Source organism: Rudanella lutea DSM 19387, from assembly GCF_000383955.1.
GTDB classification, from domain to species: Bacteria; Bacteroidota; Bacteroidia; order Cytophagales; family Spirosomataceae; genus Rudanella; species Rudanella lutea.
This window is the reverse complement of record NZ_KB913013.1, coordinates 5,252,188-5,272,782: the sequence shown is the minus strand read 5'-3', so window position 1 is coordinate 5,272,782 and position 20,595 is coordinate 5,252,188. Positions and strand designations below refer to the sequence as shown.

The window sequence follows — 20,595 nt, the reverse complement described above, 5'->3', positions numbered from 1 at the left end:
CCGTCATTTCTTGGCCCCCTCCGTAGGCTCAGGTTCAGCTTTCAGACTCGGCGGGAAGCCGTTGAGCTGCCGCCAGATTTCGTACCAGATAGGCACATCGTCGAGCATCACCCAACCATACACACCCGATCCTTGCCGGAGTTGCGGAGGCCAGGCCTGATCACTATTGTCGGGGCGCACGAGCAAACGGTACTTACCATTGGTACTGCTCACGGCATCCACCACGGCTACCTGCCCACCAAACGTACCCACCGCTACGGTAGGCCAGCCCGAAAACTGCACGGCCGGCCAGCCATCAAACTGAAGCCGAACTTTGCGGCCCGGCGTGATGAGGGGCACGTCCATCGCGCGTACGTACAACTCTACCGCCAGCGACGGCTTATCGGGTTGCAGGGTCGCAATGGATTCGCCTTCCTTGATGGTCTCGCCAATACCCGCCTTGAGCGCCTTCACCACGTAGCCATCCTGCGGAGCCCGGATGATGTAAAGTCCCCGCCGAACATCCACACTACTGATTTTGTTTTGCAGTTTCGAAACCTCGCCCATGGCATCGGCCCGGTACGACACCGCCGAACTCCGGTCGGAGAGCGATTTGGCCATTTTTTCCGAATAATCAGCCTGAATTTCGGTCAGGTCGAGCCGGGCGTTGGCCAGTTCCTGCCGCGACACATTGAGCTTGTTTTCCTGCGCTACTACTTTGGCCTGATCTTCGGCAAACTTGAGCCGCCGGGTTTCCAGATCAGTCAGCGAGATAAGCCCGTTGCGGTGAGCCTCCTCGTAGCGGTCGAGCCGCACACGGGCGGTCTGGTAAAACTTTTGCACCGCCACCAGGTCCGTGCTATCGCTGATTACCTTGAAACGAGACTGCTTTACTTTGTTACGGGCCGACGCCAGTTTGACCTCAAGCCCCGCTTTCAGGGCAGCCATCTGCCCATCGAGGGCCTGAATTTTGGCATCAGTCGCATCCATACTCCCGCGCTTGGCGTCGAGCTGTTCCGACAGACGTAGCGGTAGGTTTGGATCAAAGTACTCGTCTTTGATTTCGGAGATAACGAGCAGCGTATCGCCTTTTCGAACTTTGTCGCCTTCGGCTACGGCCCAGCGTTCGATCCGGCCCGCAATGGCGTTTTGAACGGTTTGTGGGCGGTCTTGTGGGGTGAGGGCGGTCAGGCTACCGTCGCCCGTGATATTTTGCTGCCAGGGTAAAAACAAAAGAATCACAACGCCGATCAGGATGCCAATCATGACGCGTCCGAGTCGGCGGGACGTATTCAATTCGGGCAACGTCCGAAGCGTCCGGAGCGGATAATGCTTCCAGAGCTGTTCATCAACACGTTGTTTCGATAGGTTAAGCATGTGTGGTATCCGTTTCAAGGGGCAGGTCGGTTACACTACCCAATTTTTCCAAACCGGTGAGTAAGTCAAAATACGTTTCGATGCTCATAATCAGCTTTTCTACCGAGCCTGTAATCAAGACGATCACCAGTTCGGCGGCCACAAACTGACCGAGGGTCATCTGGCGCTCAACCACCAGGGCAGTACCCAAAACGAGCAGGCCACCTGTGATAATGGTTTTGAATGCTACGGCGTTGTAGAAAAAACGCTTCAGCACACTGTAGTGTTCATTACGGTACTTCAGGTAGTTAGATACCAGATCATCCATTTTGTCGATGGCTTCGAGCGAGTCGGCTTCGCGCCGGTAGGCGGTCAGGTCACGGGCCAGTTCTTCGAGCCAGGCCGCTACCTTATACTTATATTTCGACTCGTTGAGGCTGGTCTCGATGCCCCGATTACCATAGATCCACACCACAAAGGCGATCATGGAAGCTGTAAGTGCCCCAAAAACAATAAATACAGGGTGGTAAAACGACAGCAGAATAAGCCCCAACACCACCTGAATAGCCGCAGCTGTGATGTCGATGAGCAGTTTGGGCAGCGACTTCTGTACCGTGATGATGTCGAAAAACCGGTTCATCAACTCGGGCGGGTAATAGGGGCTCAACGCTTCGGGTTGAATACGCGGGAGCCGGTACGTAAACTCAAAGGCTGCCTTGGCAAAAATCCGTTGTTGTAACACCTCTACCAACGTCATTTGACCGATCTGCAACAAACCAACCAGCACTACCCCAACTATGACAAGCCCGATGAGCAGATAAATTGAATTGAAAACGGTGCCGCTGGATACAAAGTTAAAAACGGCCTGAATGCCCAACGGGAGCGACAAACTGATCAGACCCGCAATAATTGCGTACAGATAAACAAACCAAATATCACGCTTCTCATTACCGAGTAAGCGCATTAACCGCTGGAAAGGCGAGGGTGGACTCTCAAAGGCTGCGTCTCTCCGGTTACTGGAATATGCCATAGTTATTGTTTCATTAGAAAGATTGATACCCTAATTGCAATTGAATCGAGGGTAGAAGCTCAACAACGCGCTCGATAGTATTACTATCAAACGTATCATTAAAACTTTTATTTCCCCTTTTTTGTTCATTACTTACACGAATTACGGCTGAGCGGCTTATTTGGAGGATTCATGGAATATACAGTACACGTGCGCATGAACGAGCATTTGTTTTTGCGCGACCCGGAGAGTTCTGAACTCGGCCGCAAAATTGTGCGGCAAGGCATTGCGCTATTTGGCGAACTTGGTTTTGAAGATGCCACCTTCCGCAAGCTGGCCGATCGGATTGGCACCAAAGAAGCCAGCATTTATCGCTATTTTGAAAACAAACACCGGTTGCTCGTGTATCTGGTTGCGTGGTACTGGCGCTGGGCCGAGTATCAGCTTATTTTTCAGACTAACAACCTCAAAGACCCGCACGAAAAACTAGAGCGAGTGTTGCGGTTATTGCTTCTGAAAGATCTGAGCCATGCCCCCGAGAGCAATGGCGCCGACGGAATCGACCTGAAAATGCTGCACAGCATTGTGATTCGGGAGGCCAGCAAGGCTTACCTCACGCACCACGTTACCGAAGACAATCGGCAGCAGCTATTCAAGCCCTACAAGGATTTGTGCGGACGTATTGCCGATATTATCCTCGAACAGCAACCCGACTACCCGTTTGCCCGTTCGTTGGCCAGCACACTCGTTGAGATGGCTCACTACCAGACCTTTTTCATGCAGCACCTGCCCTCGCTCACCGATTTCAAGGCCGCCCAAAACGACGATCAGCTACTGGATTTTCTGCGCCACCTGCTGTTCGCATCTTTGGAAAAACCCGTTCTTGAACAAGCCTGAACTAATCCGAACCGGGGAGCATTTACTCCCCGTTTTTTTGTACCTACTCAGTCGGCCGAAGCCCCCAGCTGACTCAGCAGCTTGGTTAGTTTTGGGGTCATCTCGAAATCGTCGCCCCGCAACCGCATAATGGCCAGTTCTTTCATTTTCGACTCAAACACAATATCAACCTCTTTCCCGTACGTGTTCGCCGGGGCATACAGCCAATCGGCATGGGCTTCGCGCCGGGCTTTGGGGTCTTCGCGCTCCTGCCGCGAGTCGGAGTAATGAAACACAGGCCGCACATCCCAGGTATTGTAGGCCATCAGAAACGCTTCCTCTTCGGTTTGCCCATCGGGGTGCAGCGAGTGATGGAAATAATCAAACACAATCGGGATGCCGATATCCTCATGCAGACCGAGCAAATCCCGTACCGAATAGAGCGACGTCCGGTCGTCGTTTTCCACCGTCAGCCGGGCCCGCAGGTTTTGGGACAGCTTCCGGAAATTATCGGCAAACCGGCCCAGCGTGGCGGCTTTATCGCCGTAGGTACCACCCGCGTGAATATTGATTTTGTTCCAGTGAGAGGGCGTCAGGCCCATCAGATCAAACAGTTCCGAATGGTATTCCAGATCGGTGATGGTGTTGGCAAGTACCTTACCCTGACCCGCCAGATGATTGAACGGGCCGGGGTGAACCGTCAGGCGGATGGGGCGGCTACCGATTTCTTCGAGCACGGCCCGAATCTCGACATAGTCGGGTAACTGACCGATCCGGTACTCTGAAGCCCACGGAAACAGGTCGGAGGTGACGCGAAATAGTCGGAAACCGTGCGTCAGATTCCAGTCGACCACTTTCAGCAAATCCTGAACATTTTGCAGAGCCAGCTGGGATGCGTACTGAATGCCTTTTTCAGTGAATGTTTTCTTGATCATCCCCCGGGTTGTGGTGATCTTCTCGGCCTGCAAACTCAGGTTGATACAGGCATAGCCAACGTTAAGTGGGGCAGTTATCATATTCGGAAAACAACGAACAAATACCGGTGGTTTGAAGAGTTGACCGTTCGTTCGAAAGTTTTTGCCCGTAATTGACTCCTGCGGGCCGCTTTGTTAACTTGCCTTACTTCTTTTTCCGGTCTTTACCATTCGCCTGCCTGCTCTCTGACAGCCCGCGAATTTTACCTAAGACAACCCATGGGCGAACTGACCCGTACACAATTGAACCAAATGGCTCAGGTATGGCGCGAAATGGCGCGCAACCTGACTATGTACCAGGCAAGCCACTGGACCGAACTGAGTACCGTTCAGCATTATGATCTGAACGCCTACCAGAACAGCCTGCTTACCCGGGCGCAGGAAATCGACGAGCGGGCTTACCTCCTCCTGAACGAATCGCTCGAACCCGCACTGACTACCTCAATCCAACTCGTTGATCAGGCTGCCCATGCCCTGCACACCACCGACGAGCAAGCCAAGGCGTTGAATATAGGCGCATTGTCTGTAGCGCTGGCTGCCGGCCTGTACCGTAATAACGAATCGAGCGTACAGCTTGCCCTCTCAGAACTGAGAAATCTGACTCGCCCCGTTACGGTACGGCGATAAAAAGGGGCCCAATTCAACCGGCCTTTTTTGGCGATTGGGCGTTGGCGTTGTAGTTTGCCGACGGGCCCGGTAGGTGGCCAACTGTCAGCTACCCGGAGACCCTTCAACTTTCGTATGCCGCATTCATTTCACATCGTCGACGTATTCGCCGAGAAAAAGTATCAGGGCAACCAGTTAGCCGTTTTTGAACACACTGGCGACCTTAGCACTGAGCATATGCTCGCCATAGCCCGCGAAATCAACTTCGCCGAAACAACCTTTGTTGATACTCGCAGCCTGGGCGAAAATGAGGCCAATGTGCGCATTTTTACGCCCGATCAGGAGCTGCCTTTTGCGGGTCACCCTACGCTCGGAACCGCCTACGTACTCCGAAAACACCTTCTGCCGGGCAACCCGCGTCAACTGGTGCTGAATTTGGGGGTAGGCCCCATTGCGGTTACTGCCGAGGAAGATGTATTGTGGATGGAACAGAAACAGCCCACCTTTGGCAACCGGTACGAGGCCGCCGAGGTAGCCCGGTTTCTGGGCATCTCCCCTACCGATATTCTGTCTGACTTTGCGCTGGAGGAGGTATCAACCGGTATCCTGTTTCTGATTGTGCCGGTTCGGTCGCGCCGGGTGCTGCATGATATGGTACCCGATACGGCCGCTTTTCTGGCCTTTTTGCAGCAACATAGCCGGCATATGGGAGCTGTCCGGATGGGCTGTCTGGTATTTACCACCGAGACCTACGAACCGCAACACGACGTATCGTGCCGGATGTTTTACCCGATGAATGCCTCTGTGATTGAAGATTCGGCCACTGGCAGCGCCAACGGATGTTTGCTGGCTTATCTGCTAAAGCATCAGGTACTAAACAACCCGACGCTGCGGCTGCGTGTAGAGCAGGGCTACGCTATTCCGAGGCCATCGCTCTTGTATCACCACGGGGAGCTACTAACCAATGGCGATTATCTGCTTCGGATTGGCGGCAAAGTGCAGCCTGTGGCCCGTGGGCAATGGGATGCCTGAGTTTAATAGTTATACACCTGCCGGGGCAGGGTAACGGTTTCGAGCCAGTACGTACGGAGCGTTCGAAAATACTGCAGCCACTGCTCAAAGTCGAGCGGCTTGGCAATGTATGAGTTAGCACCCAAAGCGTACGAACGCTCAATGTCTTCATCGACATTCGAAACGCTCAGTACAACCACCGGTAACCGACGCTGAATAGGATACTCCTTTATGCGTTGCAACAACTGCCAGCCATCTTCGGCAGTGGGCAGGTACAGGTCGAGCAAGATCAGACGGGGCAGGTCACGGCCATTCTGGACACAGCCATCGAGATAAGCCATGGCATCATCGGCCCCCGATACACAGACGGGCTCAACGGTAGGCATGGCCTGCTGGAGCGCATAACGAATAAGGACTTGCTGATCGAGGTTATCTTCAATAACCAAAACGGTGGGCATTCGATCTCGACTGGTGGAAGGCACAATGAATCGTTTAGAGGTTTCGTAACACATACGGCCGCCTTACGGTGGTTGCTAAAAACGGCTGAGGTCAAATTTACGAGAAAAATATCGCTATTTAGACCCTCCGTTTTTGGGCAGTCGCCGGGATACCGACCGTATCGCAAACAGCAACCGTTCCATCAATACACTCTTTTTTACCCAAATGTTTGCCAACCTTCGTAAACAACCCGTTGTTTTAGAAGAAGTCAGCCATTTGTCACTACCTGTAAACTATGTCAGCACCATTGGCAGGCAGCCCTTCTTTGGCCGACCTGGGCGCCTATCTGCTTACACATAAAGACACAATTCTGCACAACTGGCGGGACGCCTGCCTGCGCGACGCGAACCTGCGGGCGGGCCTGATGCTCTCACCCGATGAGCAATGGGGCCGCATTCCCGACCTACTGGCCACCCTGGCCCAGCGTATGGAAATTCAGGCGGCCCTGAATCTGCCCAACCAGTTGGTTTCTGAGTTACTGAGCCAAACCGAGCTAAACCCCGATGAGCTTGCGCAGGAACATGGCCTGCACCGCTGGCAGAAAGGGTACACCCTTCAGGAGTTGATGGGTGAAATTGCGCACCTTCACCAGTGCATTACGCATCAGGAGAAGGACTTCTGGGCCAATCACCCTGTTCATGAGCCAGCTGTTCTTCTCGAAGCCGGTCAGATTACCACCCGCCTGGTCCACGAGCTTATCAGCGGAAGCGTAGGCCAGTACCATACCCTGCAAAAGCAGATGGCCGCCGACCGGGCCTCCAAACTCCAGCAAAGTCTCAATGGCCTGAACGACCTGATTCGTCAGCGTAGCAACCTGCTGCGGATGGCCTCGCACGACCTGAAAGGCAGCTTCGGAGTTATGAGCGGGGCGGCCTACCTCCTCGATCAGCCCGACAATTCGGAGCAAGTACGCACGCAGATGCTCCAGATGCTTCAGCGCAACCTCTCGAAAGTAACGGGCCTGTTGACGCAACTTATGGACCTTGCCCGGCTCGAAGCCGGCCATGAGGTGCTGTACCTCGAAGACTTCGACGCGGCTCAACTGCTACATCGGGTTGCCGACAGTTTACAAACGTATGCAGGGGAGCGTAACCTCTACCTGAGCCTGCTCGGCCCCGAAAAGCTACCCGTACTAAGCGACAGTGTGAAGGTGCAACGCATTGCCCAAAACCTGCTCCTGAACGCCCTTAAATACACCGCTACGGGTGGGGTCACGTTGAGCTGGGGAATAGAAAATGATGCGTGGTGGCATTTCACCGTTACCGACACCGGTCCCGGCCTGGGGCAGGCGCTCAACACCCCGCATAAACCCGGCCGGGGCGAAGGGTTGGGTCTGCATATTGTGAAACTACTCTGTAGCCTGCTCAAAGGCAAAATGGCTGTGGATAGTCAGGCAGGCGTAGGCACTACGTTTCGCATTATACTGCCCAGCCAGTATGCCCCTACCGACGACGGGGGCAGAGAAGTTAAGAATTAGAGATCCCTGCAGTTAACCACTTGCGCTCCATGAACCCCTGCCAGCAACTTCCGTTGTGGAGTCTCTGACCGCTGGCAGGGGTCTACCACTCTATACCCTACTCCAAAGTCGCCAGCCACAGACAGTAGTCGTACAAACAGAGCTAAACCAAAACAGCTTGTTCATCACAGACAGGAGCTGAGGAAGCGCGATGAATACGACCCACGGCCCTCACGCTACGGATGGTTTACCGTTTTCTCATTTTTTTAAACCGTTTTATGCAACTCCACCCCTGTTTGCATCGTCTTTCTGTGAGCAAGCAGACTGCTTAACTATTTTTTTAGTTTTTTTAACTATTTTTTTCGTTATTTAACAATCAGTTACACTCCAAGTACTTACTTTTGCCCCGTTCGTTTAGCACACCTTTACCTTTTCGTTTATGAAAACCTTTATACTCACGGGCTTACTGTGCCTGTTGATGACGGGCGTATTTGCCCAATCAGCTCCGGCCCGCTTCAACCTGTTGGGCAAAGCCGTCGACACGAGTGCAGTGGCCCTCAACGGGGCCACCGTAATGCTTCTCACGCCCAAAGATTCGGCACTTGTCAACTTCACCCGCACCTCCGAAACCGGCGCTTTTCAGTTCAAGAACCTGAAACGCGGCACCTATCTGCTCAAGATTTCGTACGTCGGTTCGATTCCGTTTAACCGCACCATTACCCCCCCCGACGGCAATGAGCTCGACCTGGGCGAGCTGAAACTGAAGCCCATCACGAAAGAGTTGTTTGAAGTAGTGGTCAAAACGGCCCGTGCCCCGCTCACCATCAAAGGCGATACCATTGAATACAACGCGGCCACGTTTAAGGTACCACCCGGCTCCACGGTGGAGGAACTGCTGCGCAAGCTCCCCGGCGTGCAGGTCGATCAGGAGGGAAATATCCGGGCGCAGGGGCAGGAAGTAAAACGGGTGACCGTAGACGGCAAGAGCTTTTTTGGCAGCGACCCGAAGATGGCTACCAAGAACCTGCCCGCCGATGCCATCTCGAAAGTGCAGGTGTTTACCGACAAAAGCGAACAGGCCAAGATTACCGGTGTGGACGACGGCAAGAAGGAGAAAACCGTAAACCTCGAACTGAAAGACAACTTCAAGAAAGGGGGCTTTGGCAAGCTGGTTGCCGGGGGCGGCAGCGACCTGGTGCCCGACCGCGACAACCGGGCCCGGGGTGAGATAAAAGGCAACTACAATAAGTTTGACACGAAACAGCAATTCTCGGTGATTGGCCTCGCCAACAACACCAACCAAACGGGGCTGTCGTGGAACGACTATCAGGATTTCCGGGGGAGTAACTCCTTTAACTGGAACGACGAAGCCGATTTTGGCTTCAACGGCGGTCGGTTTATTATGTTCGGCGACGATCAGGAAAGCCTCTCGATTCCGGTAACAGGCGGCCGCGGCCGGGGTTTCTCGGATAATCAGGCGGGCGGTGCCAACTACAATTACGACACCAAGAAAACCAAACTCAGCAGCAACTACTACTACAGCCGCACCCGCCTGTCGCTCGATGCACTCCGCTCACGCGAGAACTTTTTGCCGGGCAACCTTTCGATTCTGACCGCCGACACCAGCGGACAAATCAACGTCAACTCCAACCACCGGGGAAGCATCCGGTTTGAACAGGCTCTTGACTCAATGAGTACCCTTATTTTCCTGAACAATAGCCGATTTGGCACCAATAGCGGCTTGTTACAGGCCGAACAGAGCCTATTTCGTAACGGCGAGACACTGACAACCCGCAACATTCGTAACAACACCAGCTCGGGGCAGTCGCTCGGCATGGCCAACACCTTACTGTTCCGGCGGAAGTTCAAAACCAAAGGCCGCAACTTTGCCGCATCGGCGTCGATTCTGACCAACACCTCAGAGAGCCAACTGGATCTGAATACATCCACCCAGTTTTTTGAAAACCCGCGGGCGACCCTCGCCCAGCGACAGGACCAGCGCACCAACAGCGTGAGCAACGAGTACAAAGCCAGCCTGCTGTTTACTGAGCCGTTTAAGAAGAAGTTTTTCTGGGAGAGCTTTTACAATTTCAGCCTCCGGCGCGACGTAGCCGACCGCGATGTGTACGACCGCATGCGCGAGGGCAGCGCGGGTCAGATGCCCCGGCTCGATTCGCTCAGCCTGTACTACGAGAACAACTACCTGTATAACCGGCTCGGCACGAGTGTCCGGTATTCGCACAAGGGCATCAACCTGACGGTGGGCGCAGCCGCGCAGCGGTTCGACCTCGACGGGGAGTATGCCAATGATCAGTCTTCATTCCTGCGGTCAAAGATCAACCGGACGTTTATGAACATTATCCCGTCGGTAGGGCTCAACTACGACCTCAAAAACAACCGCTACCTGAATTTCAACTACAGCGTGAACACGCAGATGCCCTCCGCGCGCGATTTGCAGCCCATTGTCGACAACTCAAACCCGCTGTTTATCCGTCAGGGGAACCCCAATCTGCTGCCATCGCAGGCCCATAATCTTTGGGGTGGTTTCAGCTATTTCAACCCCGGTAGTTTCACTAATTTCTGGGGCAATATCAACTACAACTACTTCACCAACCAGGTTGTGTATAACCAGGTCATCGACCCAACCACGCTCGTAACTACCACCCGACCCGAGAATATTTCGGGCGGTTTCAACGTGGGCGCGTACACCAACTTCAGCTTCCCGTTGAAGAAAACAAAGTCGAACCTGGGCTTTGGTACCAACACCAGCTACGGCGAAAACTTACTGTATATCAACCGGGTGCTAAACACGAGCAAAAACCAGAACTACACGTTCCGCGCCCGTCTCGACCTCACCCCCGTCGACTGGTTTACGCTATATGCCAATGGGGAATGGGGTATTCAGAAAGTAAACTTCTCGGTGGATACGCGCCAGAATCAGACCATCTACAACTACACCTACGGGGGCGAAATGAACATTCGGTTACCGGGCGATTTTTACATCAACAGCAACCTCAACTACCGCGTGTTTATCAACGAGCGCTTTGGGTTCAACCAGCACGTGCCGATTCTGAACGCGTCGGTGTACAAAATTCTGGGCAAAGAAAAACGTTGGGAGGTTCGGGGGACACTGTACGATGCCCTCAACCGGAACCTCGGCGTGAACCTGTCGGCGTTCCAGAACTTTGTGACCAACGAGCGGGTACAAACCATCTCACGCTACGGAATGCTCACGCTCACGTACAACATGCGGGGCGTAAAAGCCCAGATGAAACGGCAAGGCTTTTAATTGAGTGAATGCGTGATTGAGCGAACAACAGACACTCAATCACTCATTCACTCATTCACTCAATACAAACATCAACTATGCTTAAACCCATTCTTCTCCTTCTGCTGACTACCTCGCTTGGCTTTGCGCAGAAGACCGAGGGCGTTGTGACCTACGAGCGCAAATCGCACTGGACCAAAATCATTGCGCGGCTCCCTTTTTTGAGCCGCGAAGAAAAAGACCGGGCCGCCATGACCTGGAAAAACGACGATGAAGACAAGGTAAAAATGAAGCTGGTTTTCAACGAGAAAGCCAGCCTGTTTACCTACGAGAGCGAGCAGGCCCAAAGCGACGACGGTCGTTGGTCGTGGCGGCAAGACGATTATTTTATCAGCCGCAACTTCGAAAAAGAGACCATGACGGACATTATCGAGACGCTCGGCAAAACGTACATCATTGAAGACTCCCTGCGTACGCCGGTCTGGAAAGTGATGAATCAGATCAAAGACGTAAACGGCTACGTGTGCATGAAAGCCGAAACCACCGATCCGATCCGGGGTCAGAAAATTGCCGCCTGGTTTTCGCAGGATATTCCCGTGCCGGCGGGGCCTGAGCGGTACTTTGGCCTGCCGGGCCTCATTATGGAGCTGGACATTAACGAGGGCGACGTGATTCTGGAAGCGGTGAAAGTAGAGTTTAAGCCCGTGGGGAAAGAACTGGCTTTGCCCAAAGCGAAGGGTAAGAAAATAAAGGAAACCGAGTACGAGTCGTTGCTCACGAAACACATTAACGACAGTATCAAGGCCAACCGTAACCCGTACTGGGCCATCCGGTACTAAGCCCGGCTGACTAAAACCACGTGCCACGGGGCCGCTCTACCAATCAGAGCGGCCGCGTGCTGTTCAGCAACCGGCTAAACCAGTGCCCGGATGCTTTCACAATGCGCGCCTGTGTCCGAAAATCGACGTAGACTAGCCCAAAACGCGGCCGAAACCCCTCGGCCCACTCAAAGTTGTCGAGAAACGTCCAGACGAAGTACCCTTCTACAGGCACCCCTTCTGACCGGGCCCGCCGGGTTTGCAAGAGGTAATCCTGGTGGTACTGAATCCGGGCCGGATCGTCGACGACGCCTTTGACCAGCCGATCGTAAAAGGCCGCACCACTCTCCGAAATATATAGTTTGCGTACTCCTTCGTACTGCGCAAATTGTTTCAGAATCCGGTACATACTCTCAGGGTACACCTCCCAGCCCATTTCGGTGAGTTGGGGCACCTGCCGCCGAAGCGGAGTCACCTCCCGCGCCCACAGGTACGGCATGAAATAGGTATGCTCAACCACGGCCCGGAAGTAATGTTGCAACCCCACAAAGTCGAAGTCGAACGCCAGCCGCTCGGTATCGCCGGGCAGGGTGTACTTCTGGGCGATGCCCTTCAGAAACGGAAGGTCGGCTACGGGATAACCCAGGCCGAGAGCGGGCTCAATAAACAGCCGATTCATAAGGGCATCGACCCGGCGGGCGGCTCCGGCATCGCGCACCGAAGCGGTGAACGGCTCCACCGGCGAACATGAAAATGTAGTGCCTACCTCGGCTCCGGCCACATTCTGCCGCACCACCCGGCCCCCTTCGGCCTGCGCCAGCGCCACGTGATGAATCACCGGCAGAAGGCCCCAGATGCCCCGCCGACCGGGCGCGTGCTGCCCTGTGCAGTATCCCAGCACCGAAAAAGCCAGCGGCTCGTTCAGAATGATCCAGTGCTTTACCTTGTGGCCAAAGGCGCGGGTACAGACGTCGGCAAACGCCCCAAACCACTCAACAACCTGCCGATTGCGCCAGCCACCCCTATCTTCGAGGGCCTGGGGCAAGTCCCAATGGTACAACGTAATCCAGGGGGTGATTCCCAACGCCAGACAGCGGTCAATCAGGCGGTCGTAAAAGGCCAGACCAGCTTCGTTGACGACACCGCCCTGCCCCGGACCTACCCCCATCGGCAGTATCCGCGACCACGACAGCGAGAACCTGAAATGGGTGAAACCAAGGGTTTTGTGGAGTTGTAAATCGGCCTCGTAATGATCGTAGAACAAACAGGCGAGGTCGGCCGTATCGCCCGTTTTGATTTTGCCCGGCTGGCGCGAAAACGTGTCCCAGATAGAAGGCGTGCGCCCATCCCGGTCAACCGCCCCTTCGATCTGGAAAGCAGCGGTGGCCGTACCCCAAACGAATTCGGGGCCAAAATCGGCCTTTTGAAGTGGGGGTTGTGGGTGGGTGTGCGTCGACAAAACAGGCAAGGGTTTCTTGTCTAACGCATACTGTCGGCAAATCGATTGCACGTAACAAAATGGTAATGATAGCCAGGTATTGGTTTCGGTTTAATGTTTCTGGTTCTCAGTACCAGACATTTGTCCAGCAAAAAATACCAATTCAATCAGCCAATCATATCAATAGCACGCGGATGACGCGGATTGGACAGATATACGCCGATTCGCTGTATAAATCCGCGAAAATTAGCCTAATCCGTATCATCCGCGTGCTAATTCCTTAATTCTCCAGTATTAAGTTTCTGGTTTAATGTTTCACGCAATTTGGTATCTGAAAACGAGTTGCTGAACAAACCGACAGACCCTTTCAAATCAAGACCCTATTGAGCCTCGGTCGGGAGTAGCGCAGCCAGATCCAGCTCGGCTGCTGGGGTGGTGTCGGCTTTGAGCACCCGCTGCATGTACGCGAGGGCCGCCCGTGTATCGTCGGGCGAACCAGCCGCAACGCAATCAGCGGGTACGTTCAGCCGAAAATCACGCATATAGGCATCATTGGCAGCAAATAACACGCACAAATCGGCACTGATACCGGTCAGAATGAGCCGCTCAGCCTTGAGGTATTCGAGCAGGGCATCGAGGGTAGTGGCATAAAAAGCCGAATGCTTGGGTTTGAGTACCACATAATCGTCGGCTTCGGGTTTGAGTAGTTGCACAACCGGCTCCCCGCGCACGCCGTCGTGCAGGCAGTGGTTCACTACGTCGTTAATATCGGATTGCCACCGACCGAAATTATCATTGACATACACCACCGGGATATTCAGCGCCTTAGCCTGTTGTTTCAACTGCCCAATCTGCCGGGCTGCGGCCAGCGTGGGTTCCAGAAACTGCGGGCCTTCGGGAAACTCCAGATCGTTGAGCATGTCGATGATGAGCAATGCCACCGGCGAGTTGTCGGGTGCGTTGCCGTGCAGATCATCATTTAGGGTTGCCATGAGGTTGTAGGGTGGTTAATTGAGGTTGTTGAGTAGTACTTCTTCAACGATTTGGACCTGTGGTTTTCCCGGTCGCCCGCCCGAAAAAGAGTTTACGGGCTTTCTGAAAGTTGTTTATGGTTTTTAGTTTAGCGTTTCTGGTTTGAAGCAGCCGCTATAAACCCAATTCAGTCCGCCTATCCGGGTCTCAAATCCGTTTATACCATAGCGTACCGCTCCCCTACCTTTGGGTGAGAATTTTGTAGTTACTATCCGAAAATCACATGCCAGCCACTCCACTTTACGACACACATGCGCTGGGCGAGCTGTCGGTATGGCAACACCAGATGCGGCAGCCGCCTTCGCTGACCAACCGACTCTCCAAAGGCCTGCAAAACCGGGTTAACCGACTCATTCCCCAACGGATACACGACCTCATTACGGGGGCCATCAAACACATGACGCGGGCCGTTCTGGCCGGATCAGAGTTTACGGCCCCATCACCCTCGGCCGAAACGCAGCTCGAACGAAAAGAGGAAGCTGTCCGTAACCGGATTGTGTGGTACAAACGGGTGGGCGCGGCCGAAGGGGGCGTAACGGGCGCGGGTGGCATCTTGCTCGGCCTGGCCGACTTTCCGTTGCTACTGAGCCTTAAAATGAAGATGCTCTACGACATTGCGGCTCTCTACGGGTACGACGTGAGCGATTACCGCGAGCGGCTCTTCGTGCTGCATATTTTCCAGCTTGCGTTTTCGAGTCAGGAGCGCCGACGGGCCGTTTTTGCCCATATGGAACAATGGCATGAGTTTGCGGCTACCCTCCCCGACGACATTCATCAGTTCGACTGGCAAACGTTTCAGCAGGAATACCGCGACTATATCGACCTCGCCAAAATGCTCCAGCTCGTGCCGGGCATTGGGGCCGTAGTGGGCGTAGTGGCCAACTGGCGGTTGCTCGATCAGTTGGGCGAAACCGCCATGATGGCCTATCGTATGCGTTGGGCCAGCCGACGGGCTATTGAGTAGTTAAGGTTGGGGCTCGTCGGGCAGGGTATCGCCCACCAGCAGGGCCGCTTCGTGAACCAGCTCGGTCGCAGCCAGCTCGTCGGTAACGGCCTCAATGTATTCATCAATAGCCTCCACGGCTTCGTCGGCCAGCAGCGGTTTGTCGGCAGACATCCCCAGCAACATCCGACCTACGTACAGCAGGTTGAGCGAAAAACGCAGGGGTGGCAGCTGAGCGCTATGCCGGGTATTGGGTTCGGTTTCCATGGGTACAGAGAAAACACGGTCAGGCTGCCTTACGTTCGGCAAGCACGCGAACCGTGACGAGCAACTGCCCCAAATGCCGCATGGTATGCTCGGCCGAATGCACCAGCAAGCCCAGCACCGTGGAGGGCAGGCCCGCCCGGCCCACACCCCGAAACTCGGTCAGTGTAGCCTCATCGGTGGTTCGCAACTGCACCAGCGCCCGGTCGACCTGTGCGCTGAATGCTTCTACCAATCCACCGGCCCGAATCGACACATCGGGTTTTCCCTCGGCAGCCAGGTAAGCCAGTTGGTCGGGCGTGAGCCCCTCAGCACGGGCGTAGGTAAGCAACCGGTCGAGAACGCCCGTCAGATGTTGCAGGTGAAACCCCACGGAGGCCAGCCCCGCCGGGCGTTCCCACAACGATTCGTCCGGAAAGTCAGCCATCAATTCGTTTAACTCTTCGCGGGCCTGCAAGAGCGCATGAGCAACCGGCTGGAGGAGGGCCGGTACATGGGGCAGTGCCCCCCGGAGCCATACTTCGGGCATGATGTTCGGTTTTAGAGCAATGTGAATGCTGGTTCAGTACTGGACATTCGGACGTTAGACATTAGATGTTTGACCTGACTACAGAATAGTAGTAGGTCTAACGTCTAATGTCCAACATCTAACGTCCAGTTTAGATTTAGGCTTGCAAGATACTGCTTACTACCAAAAACATAGAACAACTTACCCTCCAGACGGTCGTCTCCGTCCCAGCATTCGTCAGACTGTCTGATTATTTTTCTGGGCTGCCTGATCCGTCAGAGTCGTCAGCACCGACTGGCTGATGGGTGTTTCCTTGCCCGCACCAAATGCCCGTTGGTTACCCTCCAGGCTCGGAGCCGGGTCGGGCAGTAAGTCGTTGATGAGCGTCAGGGTTTCGGCCATGAGACTGGGCGACAACCCCTGCAAGGCCGTACCCACTTTGGCCATCACGGTCACCACCCGCTCGGCCTCGCCATGTCGGCAGGCATCAATAATCTGGCTCGCGCAGTCTTCGGCGCTGGTGGTCAGGCCCGGCAGTGAGTCCCCGATCTTGAACCAGGCGTACTCTTTTTCGTGCTGCCCTTTCACAATCGCGTTGCGTGGACTCCCCGTCCGAATCAGACCGGGGCAGATCGTCGTTACGAATATACCGTCGCGTTTGAGTTCGGCCCGGATGCTCTCCGAGAAACCGACCAACGCAAATTTGCTGGTTACATAAGGCGACAGGTGCGGAGCCGCTACCTTGCCCCCAAACGAGGCCACATTGACAATACGCCCCGCCCGACGTTGGCGCATATCGGGCAATACGGCCTGTATCATGTGGTAAGCTGCCCAAAAGTTGGTCGCCAGGGCATCCTGATAGTCTTCTTCAGCGGCATTGGCAAACGGCGTGACCATTATCACCCCGGCATTGTTGATGAGTACATCTACAGGCCCCAGATGGGCGCGGGCTGCCGACACAAAAGCCGCAATGTCCTCTTTGTTCGTTAGATCGCATTCGTAGGTAAGCACCCGGCCACCCTGCTGCTCCAGCTCAGTGCGGGCGCGGTCGAGTTCGTAAGGATCACGCGCACAAATGGACAGGTGCGCGCCCTCGGCCACCAGCTGACGGGCCAGAACCAGGCCCAGCCCCCGCGACCCACCGGTAATGATGACGTGCTTACCGGCAAAGTCGATCTTACGACTCTGCCGCATCACGGCCCGACTGGCCAGTACGGCCCCAAGGCCCGCCAGGCCCCAAAGCAGGGCTGTCTTGTTGGAGGATAATGCCATACGAATAGAGGATTAGTGTACGACTCCAACCCCGGCGGTCGGCTATTGTTTGCTTTTCCGTACGTACGGAACCCGGCAGGCTATACAGTAAAATTATAGGCCATGATGTGAACAGTACGGTTATATTTGCCACTAACACGCTCGATTCATCCCGATCAATCCCGCCTGTCAAGGTCTCATCCATCCAGATGAAACCCACTCGATTATGGACTACGAGCGATGCATTGACTAACTATTCTGTACGTCTGAATGAAAAAAATCCTGTTAGTCCTGTGCGCTTTACTGAGCATACAGGCTTACGCGCAAGGCCCTGTCTCGACCCGTATCCGGAGCGGCCTCGATGTCGGGTTTGCGTTTAAAAAAGATAATTACGCCCCATCGCTCACGTATTTTCAGCTGATGAACATCGGCCGAAACAGAGTAATTTCTGTCGGCTGGACTTCCCGGCTAGCCAAATTCTACGGCGACAATCTGAATCTGTATTCGGCACCGGCCAGCCTCACACGCGGCAAAACGGGTTTCGAGGCCCTGGGTGCCCCCCTTACACCGGCCACGATCGATACGGCCCGGTTCGATTTTATTACCAATACGTCGCTCAATTTCGGCATCCGGGTACAGGTACAGCTCGGCCCCGTTGAACTGGGCGGTAGCGCCGACCTTTTCGGCCTGACGATTGGCAAAACCCGCGTAGGACGCATGATTGCCTCTACCGGTGCGTATAAAGTGGAGAGTAGCCGCGCTGGCGTCGACTCGCTGGTGTACTTCACGGGCGACAACCGCCTGCAGTCATTTAAACCGACGCGGGGCAGTGTGCGCCTACTGGGCGATAACGATATTGGCAACCTGGCTGCTGAGTTGTACGCGCGCGTTCGGGTAGGGCAACGGCTCAGTATCAAAGGCGGCTACCAATGGCAAACCGCCGAAATGAGCCTCCGCGACATCCGCCCTATCGACGGTAACCGCCGTTTCCGCCACCGCACCGGCATGCCATTCGTAGCGGTGACGTTTCCGTTTTTTAATTAAGGAGAAGGGGGAAGAAGAGGACGAAAGGGAGGAGGGAGGAAAGGGAAAAGTGCTAACAACCCTCTCCTCCTTTTTCCCTTTTATCCCTTATTCCACCGGCTTCAGGTCGAAGTACGTTTCGTAGATCGCGTTGCCGACTTCGTTGCAGCGGGTCTGGAAACGGTCGAGGTACTGGTGGAGTCCGGCTTTGAGGATATCGGTTGTTTCGGTGAATTCGATTTCGGCCCGGAGTTTACTCATCATGCGCTCGGCGGGGTTGGTGTAGCCGTTGGCCGCGTTATTTGACGAGATTTCGTAGAGCGACAATTCGGCCTGCCGGATGCAGTGCGCCACCGCCCGCGGAAAGAGCTTATCGAGAATCAGGAAATTAATGATGTTTTCGGGGGTCAGGTGCCGGTGTTGCTGCCGGTACATATTGTAGGCCGACACCGATTTGAGCACCGACGACCAGATCATCAGGTCGAGCGTAGAGCCGTCTTCATCTTCGGGGAAGAGGGTAAAATATTTCACATCCAGAAACCGCGACGTTTTATCGGCCCGTTCCAGAAACCGGCCCAGCCGCCCGAAATGCCAGGCCTCGTTGCGGGTCACGGTAGCGTCAATCACGCCGTAAAACAACTGCGTACCATTGCGCACATCGGCCAGAAAATCCTGCATCCGGTTCTGCGGCCAATCGGTATGCTGACTACCGGCATCGCGCACCATCAGGTACAGCTGATTGAGGTTTTCCCACATCTCTTTTGAGATGGTTTCGCGTACGGTGCGGGCGTTTTCGCGGGCGTTGCTCAACGACGACACAATCGAGTTGGGGTTTCGCTTATCAAACGTCAGAAACTCGATTACGTTCTCGCGTGAGGGCTCCGTGAAGTACTGGTAAAACAGGTAATTGTCGGCCGTAGCGATCAACAAAGGCTCCCACTGCTGCGCTACGTTGGGGGGCAAATCGAGGGCCAGATTGAAATTAACGCTCATAAACCGGGCGTAATTTTCGGCCCGCTCGATGTAGCGGTTCATCCAATAGATAGAGTTGGCAACGCGGCTAAGCATAACAGTAAAGTTTACGGTTTGCAGTTTACAGTTTTCAGTGCAAAAACCGGCCAAGCTATGCCCGTTTTTTGCACGCAAACCCACTTTTAGGCATAACTGTAAACGTTAAACCCTAAACTGTAAACTTCTTTTAGTCGGCCCACACCTTGGTGCCTTCGGTGCAGTTTTTACACATCTCGATCTCGGAGCGCGAGCGGAGGAGTGTTTGCCGGAAGTCGGCATAGGCGGGGCCTTGCCAGAGCGCCCGAAACGATTGCTGCTGCAAATCGCCCAGCCGGTGGTGGGCATCCTTATCGAAACAGCACGGCACCACCAGCCCGTCCCAGGTGATGACGCACGAATGCCACATTTTCCAGCAGTGGTTGTCCATACCGCTCTTGATCCGGTAGGTTCCGTCGGGTTGCGGGGCATAACGGCTGTATTGGTCGAGAGTTGGAATGAGCTCGTTGCCGTGCTCGTAATCATAGATTTGGGCCGTTTTCAAGGCAACCTCATCCACGCCCAGCTCACGGGCCAACTGCCGCACCTCGGCAATCTGATGCTCGTTGGGCCGCACCACCAGAAACTGAAACACGATATGGGGCGTGCGCGACTTAAGTTCTTTTTTCCAGCGGACGATCTGCCGGGTACCTTCAATTACCTTCTGGAGCTTACCTCCCACCCGGTACTGCTGATACACCTCCTGCGTGGTTCCGTCGATGCTGATAATGAGCCGGTCGAGACCCGACTCCACCGTTTTGCGGGCGTTGGCCTCGGTCAGGTAATGGGCGTTGGTGCTGGTGGCGGTGTAAATGTTGCGGTCGGCCGCGTAGCGCACCAGTTCCAGAAACTGCGGATGCAGGTAGGGTTCGCCCTGAAAGTAAAAAATGAGGTAAAGCAGGGTTTCGTGCAGCTCGTCGATGGTGCGTTTGTACAGCTCCTCACCGAGCATACCCGTGGGCCGGGTGAAAGAGCGTAGGCCACTGGGGCATTCCGGGCAACGCAGGTTACAGGAGGTTGTCGGTTCAAACGAAATTGACATGGGTAATCCCCACGCTTCGGCCCGGCCCGTCTGCCGCGACCGGTAGTAACTGGCCAGTACTTTGAGCGCATTGGCCACCCGCCGGGGAGTCAGTTTCGATACAAAGTTCAGGCCATCACGCAGGTTACCGCCCAGAAAGTCACTTTTCATAAGAAGGTTTCTTACGTTCCCTCAAGGGCAGCTGGCTTCGGATTAT

General features: G+C 54.7%; 19 protein-coding genes. 8 read left to right on the top strand and 11 right to left on the bottom strand.

Translation table 11 applies throughout. From position 1 onward, the window contains the following. Positions 1-3: 3 nt before the first annotated feature. Together RUDLU_RS0121655 and RUDLU_RS0121650 are read right to left on the bottom strand one after the other, a co-directional pair. Positions 4-1,356 carry an HlyD family secretion protein gene (locus RUDLU_RS0121655; protein ID WP_019990529.1) on the bottom strand — a complete coding sequence of 451 codons (1,353 nt, stop codon included), beginning with the start codon at positions 1,354-1,356 and terminating at the stop codon, positions 4-6. Next, complete coding sequence (locus RUDLU_RS0121650) at positions 1,349-2,299, bottom strand: ABC transporter transmembrane domain-containing protein (protein ID WP_019990528.1); 951 nt, start codon at positions 2,297-2,299, stop codon at positions 1,349-1,351. The genes RUDLU_RS0121655 and RUDLU_RS0121650 overlap by 8 nt, the downstream gene beginning before the upstream one ends. A 237-nt stretch (positions 2,300-2,536) precedes the next feature. On the opposite strand from RUDLU_RS0121650, the gene RUDLU_RS0121645 reads away from it, so the two are divergent. Next, positions 2,537-3,241, top strand: coding sequence for a TetR/AcrR family transcriptional regulator (locus RUDLU_RS0121645; RefSeq protein WP_027303287.1), 705 nt, complete (start codon positions 2,537-2,539; stop codon positions 3,239-3,241). Positions 3,242-3,288: 47 nt separating this feature from the next. Here the strand turns inward: RUDLU_RS0121645 and uvsE are convergent, their stop codons facing one another. Continuing rightward, positions 3,289-4,236: a UV DNA damage repair endonuclease UvsE gene (uvsE, locus tag RUDLU_RS0121640; RefSeq protein WP_019990526.1), complete on the bottom strand. Its 948-nt coding sequence runs from the start codon at positions 4,234-4,236 to the stop codon at positions 3,289-3,291. A gap of 177 nt (positions 4,237-4,413) precedes the next feature. Here uvsE and RUDLU_RS0121635 point away from each other — a divergent pair, with 177 nt between their 5' ends. Both RUDLU_RS0121635 and RUDLU_RS0121630 read left to right on the top strand, forming a co-directional pair. Then, positions 4,414-4,821 carry a hypothetical protein gene (locus RUDLU_RS0121635; protein WP_019990525.1) on the top strand — a complete coding sequence of 136 codons (408 nt, stop codon included), beginning with the start codon at positions 4,414-4,416 and terminating at the stop codon, positions 4,819-4,821. 114 nt (positions 4,822-4,935) lie between these two features. Further along, positions 4,936-5,832, top strand: coding sequence for a PhzF family phenazine biosynthesis protein (locus RUDLU_RS0121630; protein ID WP_027303286.1), 897 nt, complete (start codon positions 4,936-4,938; stop codon positions 5,830-5,832). Between the two features lie 2 nt (positions 5,833-5,834). Here the strand turns inward: RUDLU_RS0121630 and RUDLU_RS0121625 are convergent, their stop codons facing one another. Then, entirely contained in the window at positions 5,835-6,269 is a 435-nt protein-coding gene (locus tag RUDLU_RS0121625) for a response regulator (RefSeq protein WP_019990523.1), read from the bottom strand. Positions 6,270-6,544: 275 nt separating this feature from the next. Here RUDLU_RS0121625 and RUDLU_RS27935 point away from each other — a divergent pair, with 275 nt between their 5' ends. The 3 genes from RUDLU_RS27935 to RUDLU_RS0121610 all read left to right on the top strand — a co-directional run bounded on the left by RUDLU_RS27935 (position 6,545) and on the right by RUDLU_RS0121610 (position 11,872). Then, on the top strand, positions 6,545-7,786 hold the full coding sequence (locus RUDLU_RS27935) for a sensor histidine kinase (protein ID WP_083940620.1): 1,242 nt from the start codon (positions 6,545-6,547) through the stop codon (positions 7,784-7,786). A 418-nt stretch (positions 7,787-8,204) separates the two neighbouring features. After that, positions 8,205-11,054 (top strand): outer membrane beta-barrel protein, encoded by a 2,850-nt coding sequence (locus RUDLU_RS0121615; RefSeq protein ID WP_019990521.1) that lies wholly within the window; start codon positions 8,205-8,207, stop codon positions 11,052-11,054. A gap of 77 nt (positions 11,055-11,131) precedes the next feature. After that, positions 11,132-11,872: a GLPGLI family protein gene (locus RUDLU_RS0121610; protein WP_019990520.1), complete on the top strand. Its 741-nt coding sequence runs from the start codon at positions 11,132-11,134 to the stop codon at positions 11,870-11,872. Between the two features lie 43 nt (positions 11,873-11,915). Here the strand turns inward: RUDLU_RS0121610 and RUDLU_RS0121605 are convergent, their stop codons facing one another. Both RUDLU_RS0121605 and RUDLU_RS0121600 read right to left on the bottom strand, forming a co-directional pair. Further along, positions 11,916-13,310 (bottom strand): GH1 family beta-glucosidase, encoded by a 1,395-nt coding sequence (locus RUDLU_RS0121605; RefSeq protein WP_019990519.1) that lies wholly within the window; start codon positions 13,308-13,310, stop codon positions 11,916-11,918. A 359-nt stretch (positions 13,311-13,669) separates the two neighbouring features. Next, complete coding sequence (locus tag RUDLU_RS0121600) at positions 13,670-14,281, bottom strand: cysteine hydrolase family protein (RefSeq protein ID WP_019990518.1); 612 nt, start codon at positions 14,279-14,281, stop codon at positions 13,670-13,672. A gap of 263 nt (positions 14,282-14,544) precedes the next feature. Here RUDLU_RS0121600 and RUDLU_RS0121595 point away from each other — a divergent pair, with 263 nt between their 5' ends. Next, entirely contained in the window at positions 14,545-15,285 is a 741-nt protein-coding gene (locus RUDLU_RS0121595) for an EcsC family protein (RefSeq protein WP_019990517.1), read from the top strand. On the opposite strand, the gene RUDLU_RS0121590 is transcribed toward RUDLU_RS0121595, so the two are convergent. From RUDLU_RS0121590 to RUDLU_RS0121580, 3 genes are all read right to left on the bottom strand, one after another. Further along, positions 15,286-15,531, bottom strand: coding sequence for a hypothetical protein (locus RUDLU_RS0121590; protein ID WP_019990516.1), 246 nt, complete (start codon positions 15,529-15,531; stop codon positions 15,286-15,288). It lies immediately after the preceding gene. A gap of 19 nt (positions 15,532-15,550) precedes the next feature. Beyond that, a complete protein-coding gene (locus tag RUDLU_RS0121585; RefSeq protein WP_019990515.1) occupies positions 15,551-16,057 on the bottom strand; it encodes a DinB family protein in 507 nt (168 codons plus the stop codon). Between the two features lie 216 nt (positions 16,058-16,273). Next, a complete protein-coding gene (locus RUDLU_RS0121580; protein ID WP_019990514.1) occupies positions 16,274-17,308 on the bottom strand; it encodes an SDR family NAD(P)-dependent oxidoreductase in 1,035 nt (344 codons plus the stop codon). A gap of 249 nt (positions 17,309-17,557) precedes the next feature. On the opposite strand from RUDLU_RS0121580, the gene RUDLU_RS0121575 reads away from it, so the two are divergent. Next, positions 17,558-18,331: a hypothetical protein gene (locus RUDLU_RS0121575; protein ID WP_019990513.1), complete on the top strand. Its 774-nt coding sequence runs from the start codon at positions 17,558-17,560 to the stop codon at positions 18,329-18,331. An 87-nt stretch (positions 18,332-18,418) separates the two neighbouring features. Here the strand turns inward: RUDLU_RS0121575 and RUDLU_RS0121570 are convergent, their stop codons facing one another. Continuing rightward, positions 18,419-19,378 (bottom strand): alpha-E domain-containing protein, encoded by a 960-nt coding sequence (locus RUDLU_RS0121570; RefSeq protein WP_027303283.1) that lies wholly within the window; start codon positions 19,376-19,378, stop codon positions 18,419-18,421. A 130-nt stretch (positions 19,379-19,508) separates the two neighbouring features. Then, positions 19,509-20,549 carry an SPASM domain-containing protein gene (locus RUDLU_RS0121565; RefSeq protein WP_019990511.1) on the bottom strand — a complete coding sequence of 347 codons (1,041 nt, stop codon included), beginning with the start codon at positions 20,547-20,549 and terminating at the stop codon, positions 19,509-19,511. Between the last annotated feature and the right edge of the window lie 46 nt (positions 20,550-20,595).

Bases quoted from the DNA above. Each gene is read 5' to 3' on its own strand.
- RUDLU_RS0121655 (WP_019990529.1), bottom strand. From the start codon at position 1,356: ATGCTTAACCTATCGAAACAACGTGTTGATGAACAGCTCTGGAAGCAT.
- RUDLU_RS0121650 (WP_019990528.1), bottom strand. From the start codon at position 2,299: ATGCGCTTACTCGGTAATGAGAAGCGTGATATTTGGTTTGTTTATCTG.
- RUDLU_RS0121645 (WP_027303287.1), top strand. From the start codon at position 2,537: ATGGAATATACAGTACACGTGCGCATGAACGAGCATTTGTTTTTGCGC.
- uvsE (WP_019990526.1), bottom strand. From the start codon at position 4,236: ATGATAACTGCCCCACTTAACGTTGGCTATGCCTGTATCAACCTGAGT.
- RUDLU_RS0121635 (WP_019990525.1), top strand. From the start codon at position 4,414: ATGGGCGAACTGACCCGTACACAATTGAACCAAATGGCTCAGGTATGG.
- RUDLU_RS0121630 (WP_027303286.1), top strand. From the start codon at position 4,936: ATGCCGCATTCATTTCACATCGTCGACGTATTCGCCGAGAAAAAGTAT.
- RUDLU_RS0121625 (WP_019990523.1), bottom strand. From the start codon at position 6,269: ATGCCCACCGTTTTGGTTATTGAAGATAACCTCGATCAGCAAGTCCTT.
- RUDLU_RS27935 (WP_083940620.1), top strand. From the start codon at position 6,545: ATGTCAGCACCATTGGCAGGCAGCCCTTCTTTGGCCGACCTGGGCGCC.
- RUDLU_RS0121615 (WP_019990521.1), top strand. From the start codon at position 8,205: ATGAAAACCTTTATACTCACGGGCTTACTGTGCCTGTTGATGACGGGC.
- RUDLU_RS0121610 (WP_019990520.1), top strand. From the start codon at position 11,132: ATGCTTAAACCCATTCTTCTCCTTCTGCTGACTACCTCGCTTGGCTTT.
- RUDLU_RS0121600 (WP_019990518.1), bottom strand. From the start codon at position 14,281: ATGGCAACCCTAAATGATGATCTGCACGGCAACGCACCCGACAACTCG.
- RUDLU_RS0121595 (WP_019990517.1), top strand. From the start codon at position 14,545: ATGCCAGCCACTCCACTTTACGACACACATGCGCTGGGCGAGCTGTCG.
- RUDLU_RS0121590 (WP_019990516.1), bottom strand. From the start codon at position 15,531: ATGGAAACCGAACCCAATACCCGGCATAGCGCTCAGCTGCCACCCCTG.
- RUDLU_RS0121585 (WP_019990515.1), bottom strand. From the start codon at position 16,057: ATGCCCGAAGTATGGCTCCGGGGGGCACTGCCCCATGTACCGGCCCTC.
- RUDLU_RS0121580 (WP_019990514.1), bottom strand. From the start codon at position 17,308: ATGGCATTATCCTCCAACAAGACAGCCCTGCTTTGGGGCCTGGCGGGC.
- RUDLU_RS0121575 (WP_019990513.1), top strand. From the start codon at position 17,558: ATGAAAAAAATCCTGTTAGTCCTGTGCGCTTTACTGAGCATACAGGCT.
- RUDLU_RS0121570 (WP_027303283.1), bottom strand. From the start codon at position 19,378: ATGCTTAGCCGCGTTGCCAACTCTATCTATTGGATGAACCGCTACATC.
- RUDLU_RS0121565 (WP_019990511.1), bottom strand. From the start codon at position 20,549: ATGAAAAGTGACTTTCTGGGCGGTAACCTGCGTGATGGCCTGAACTTT.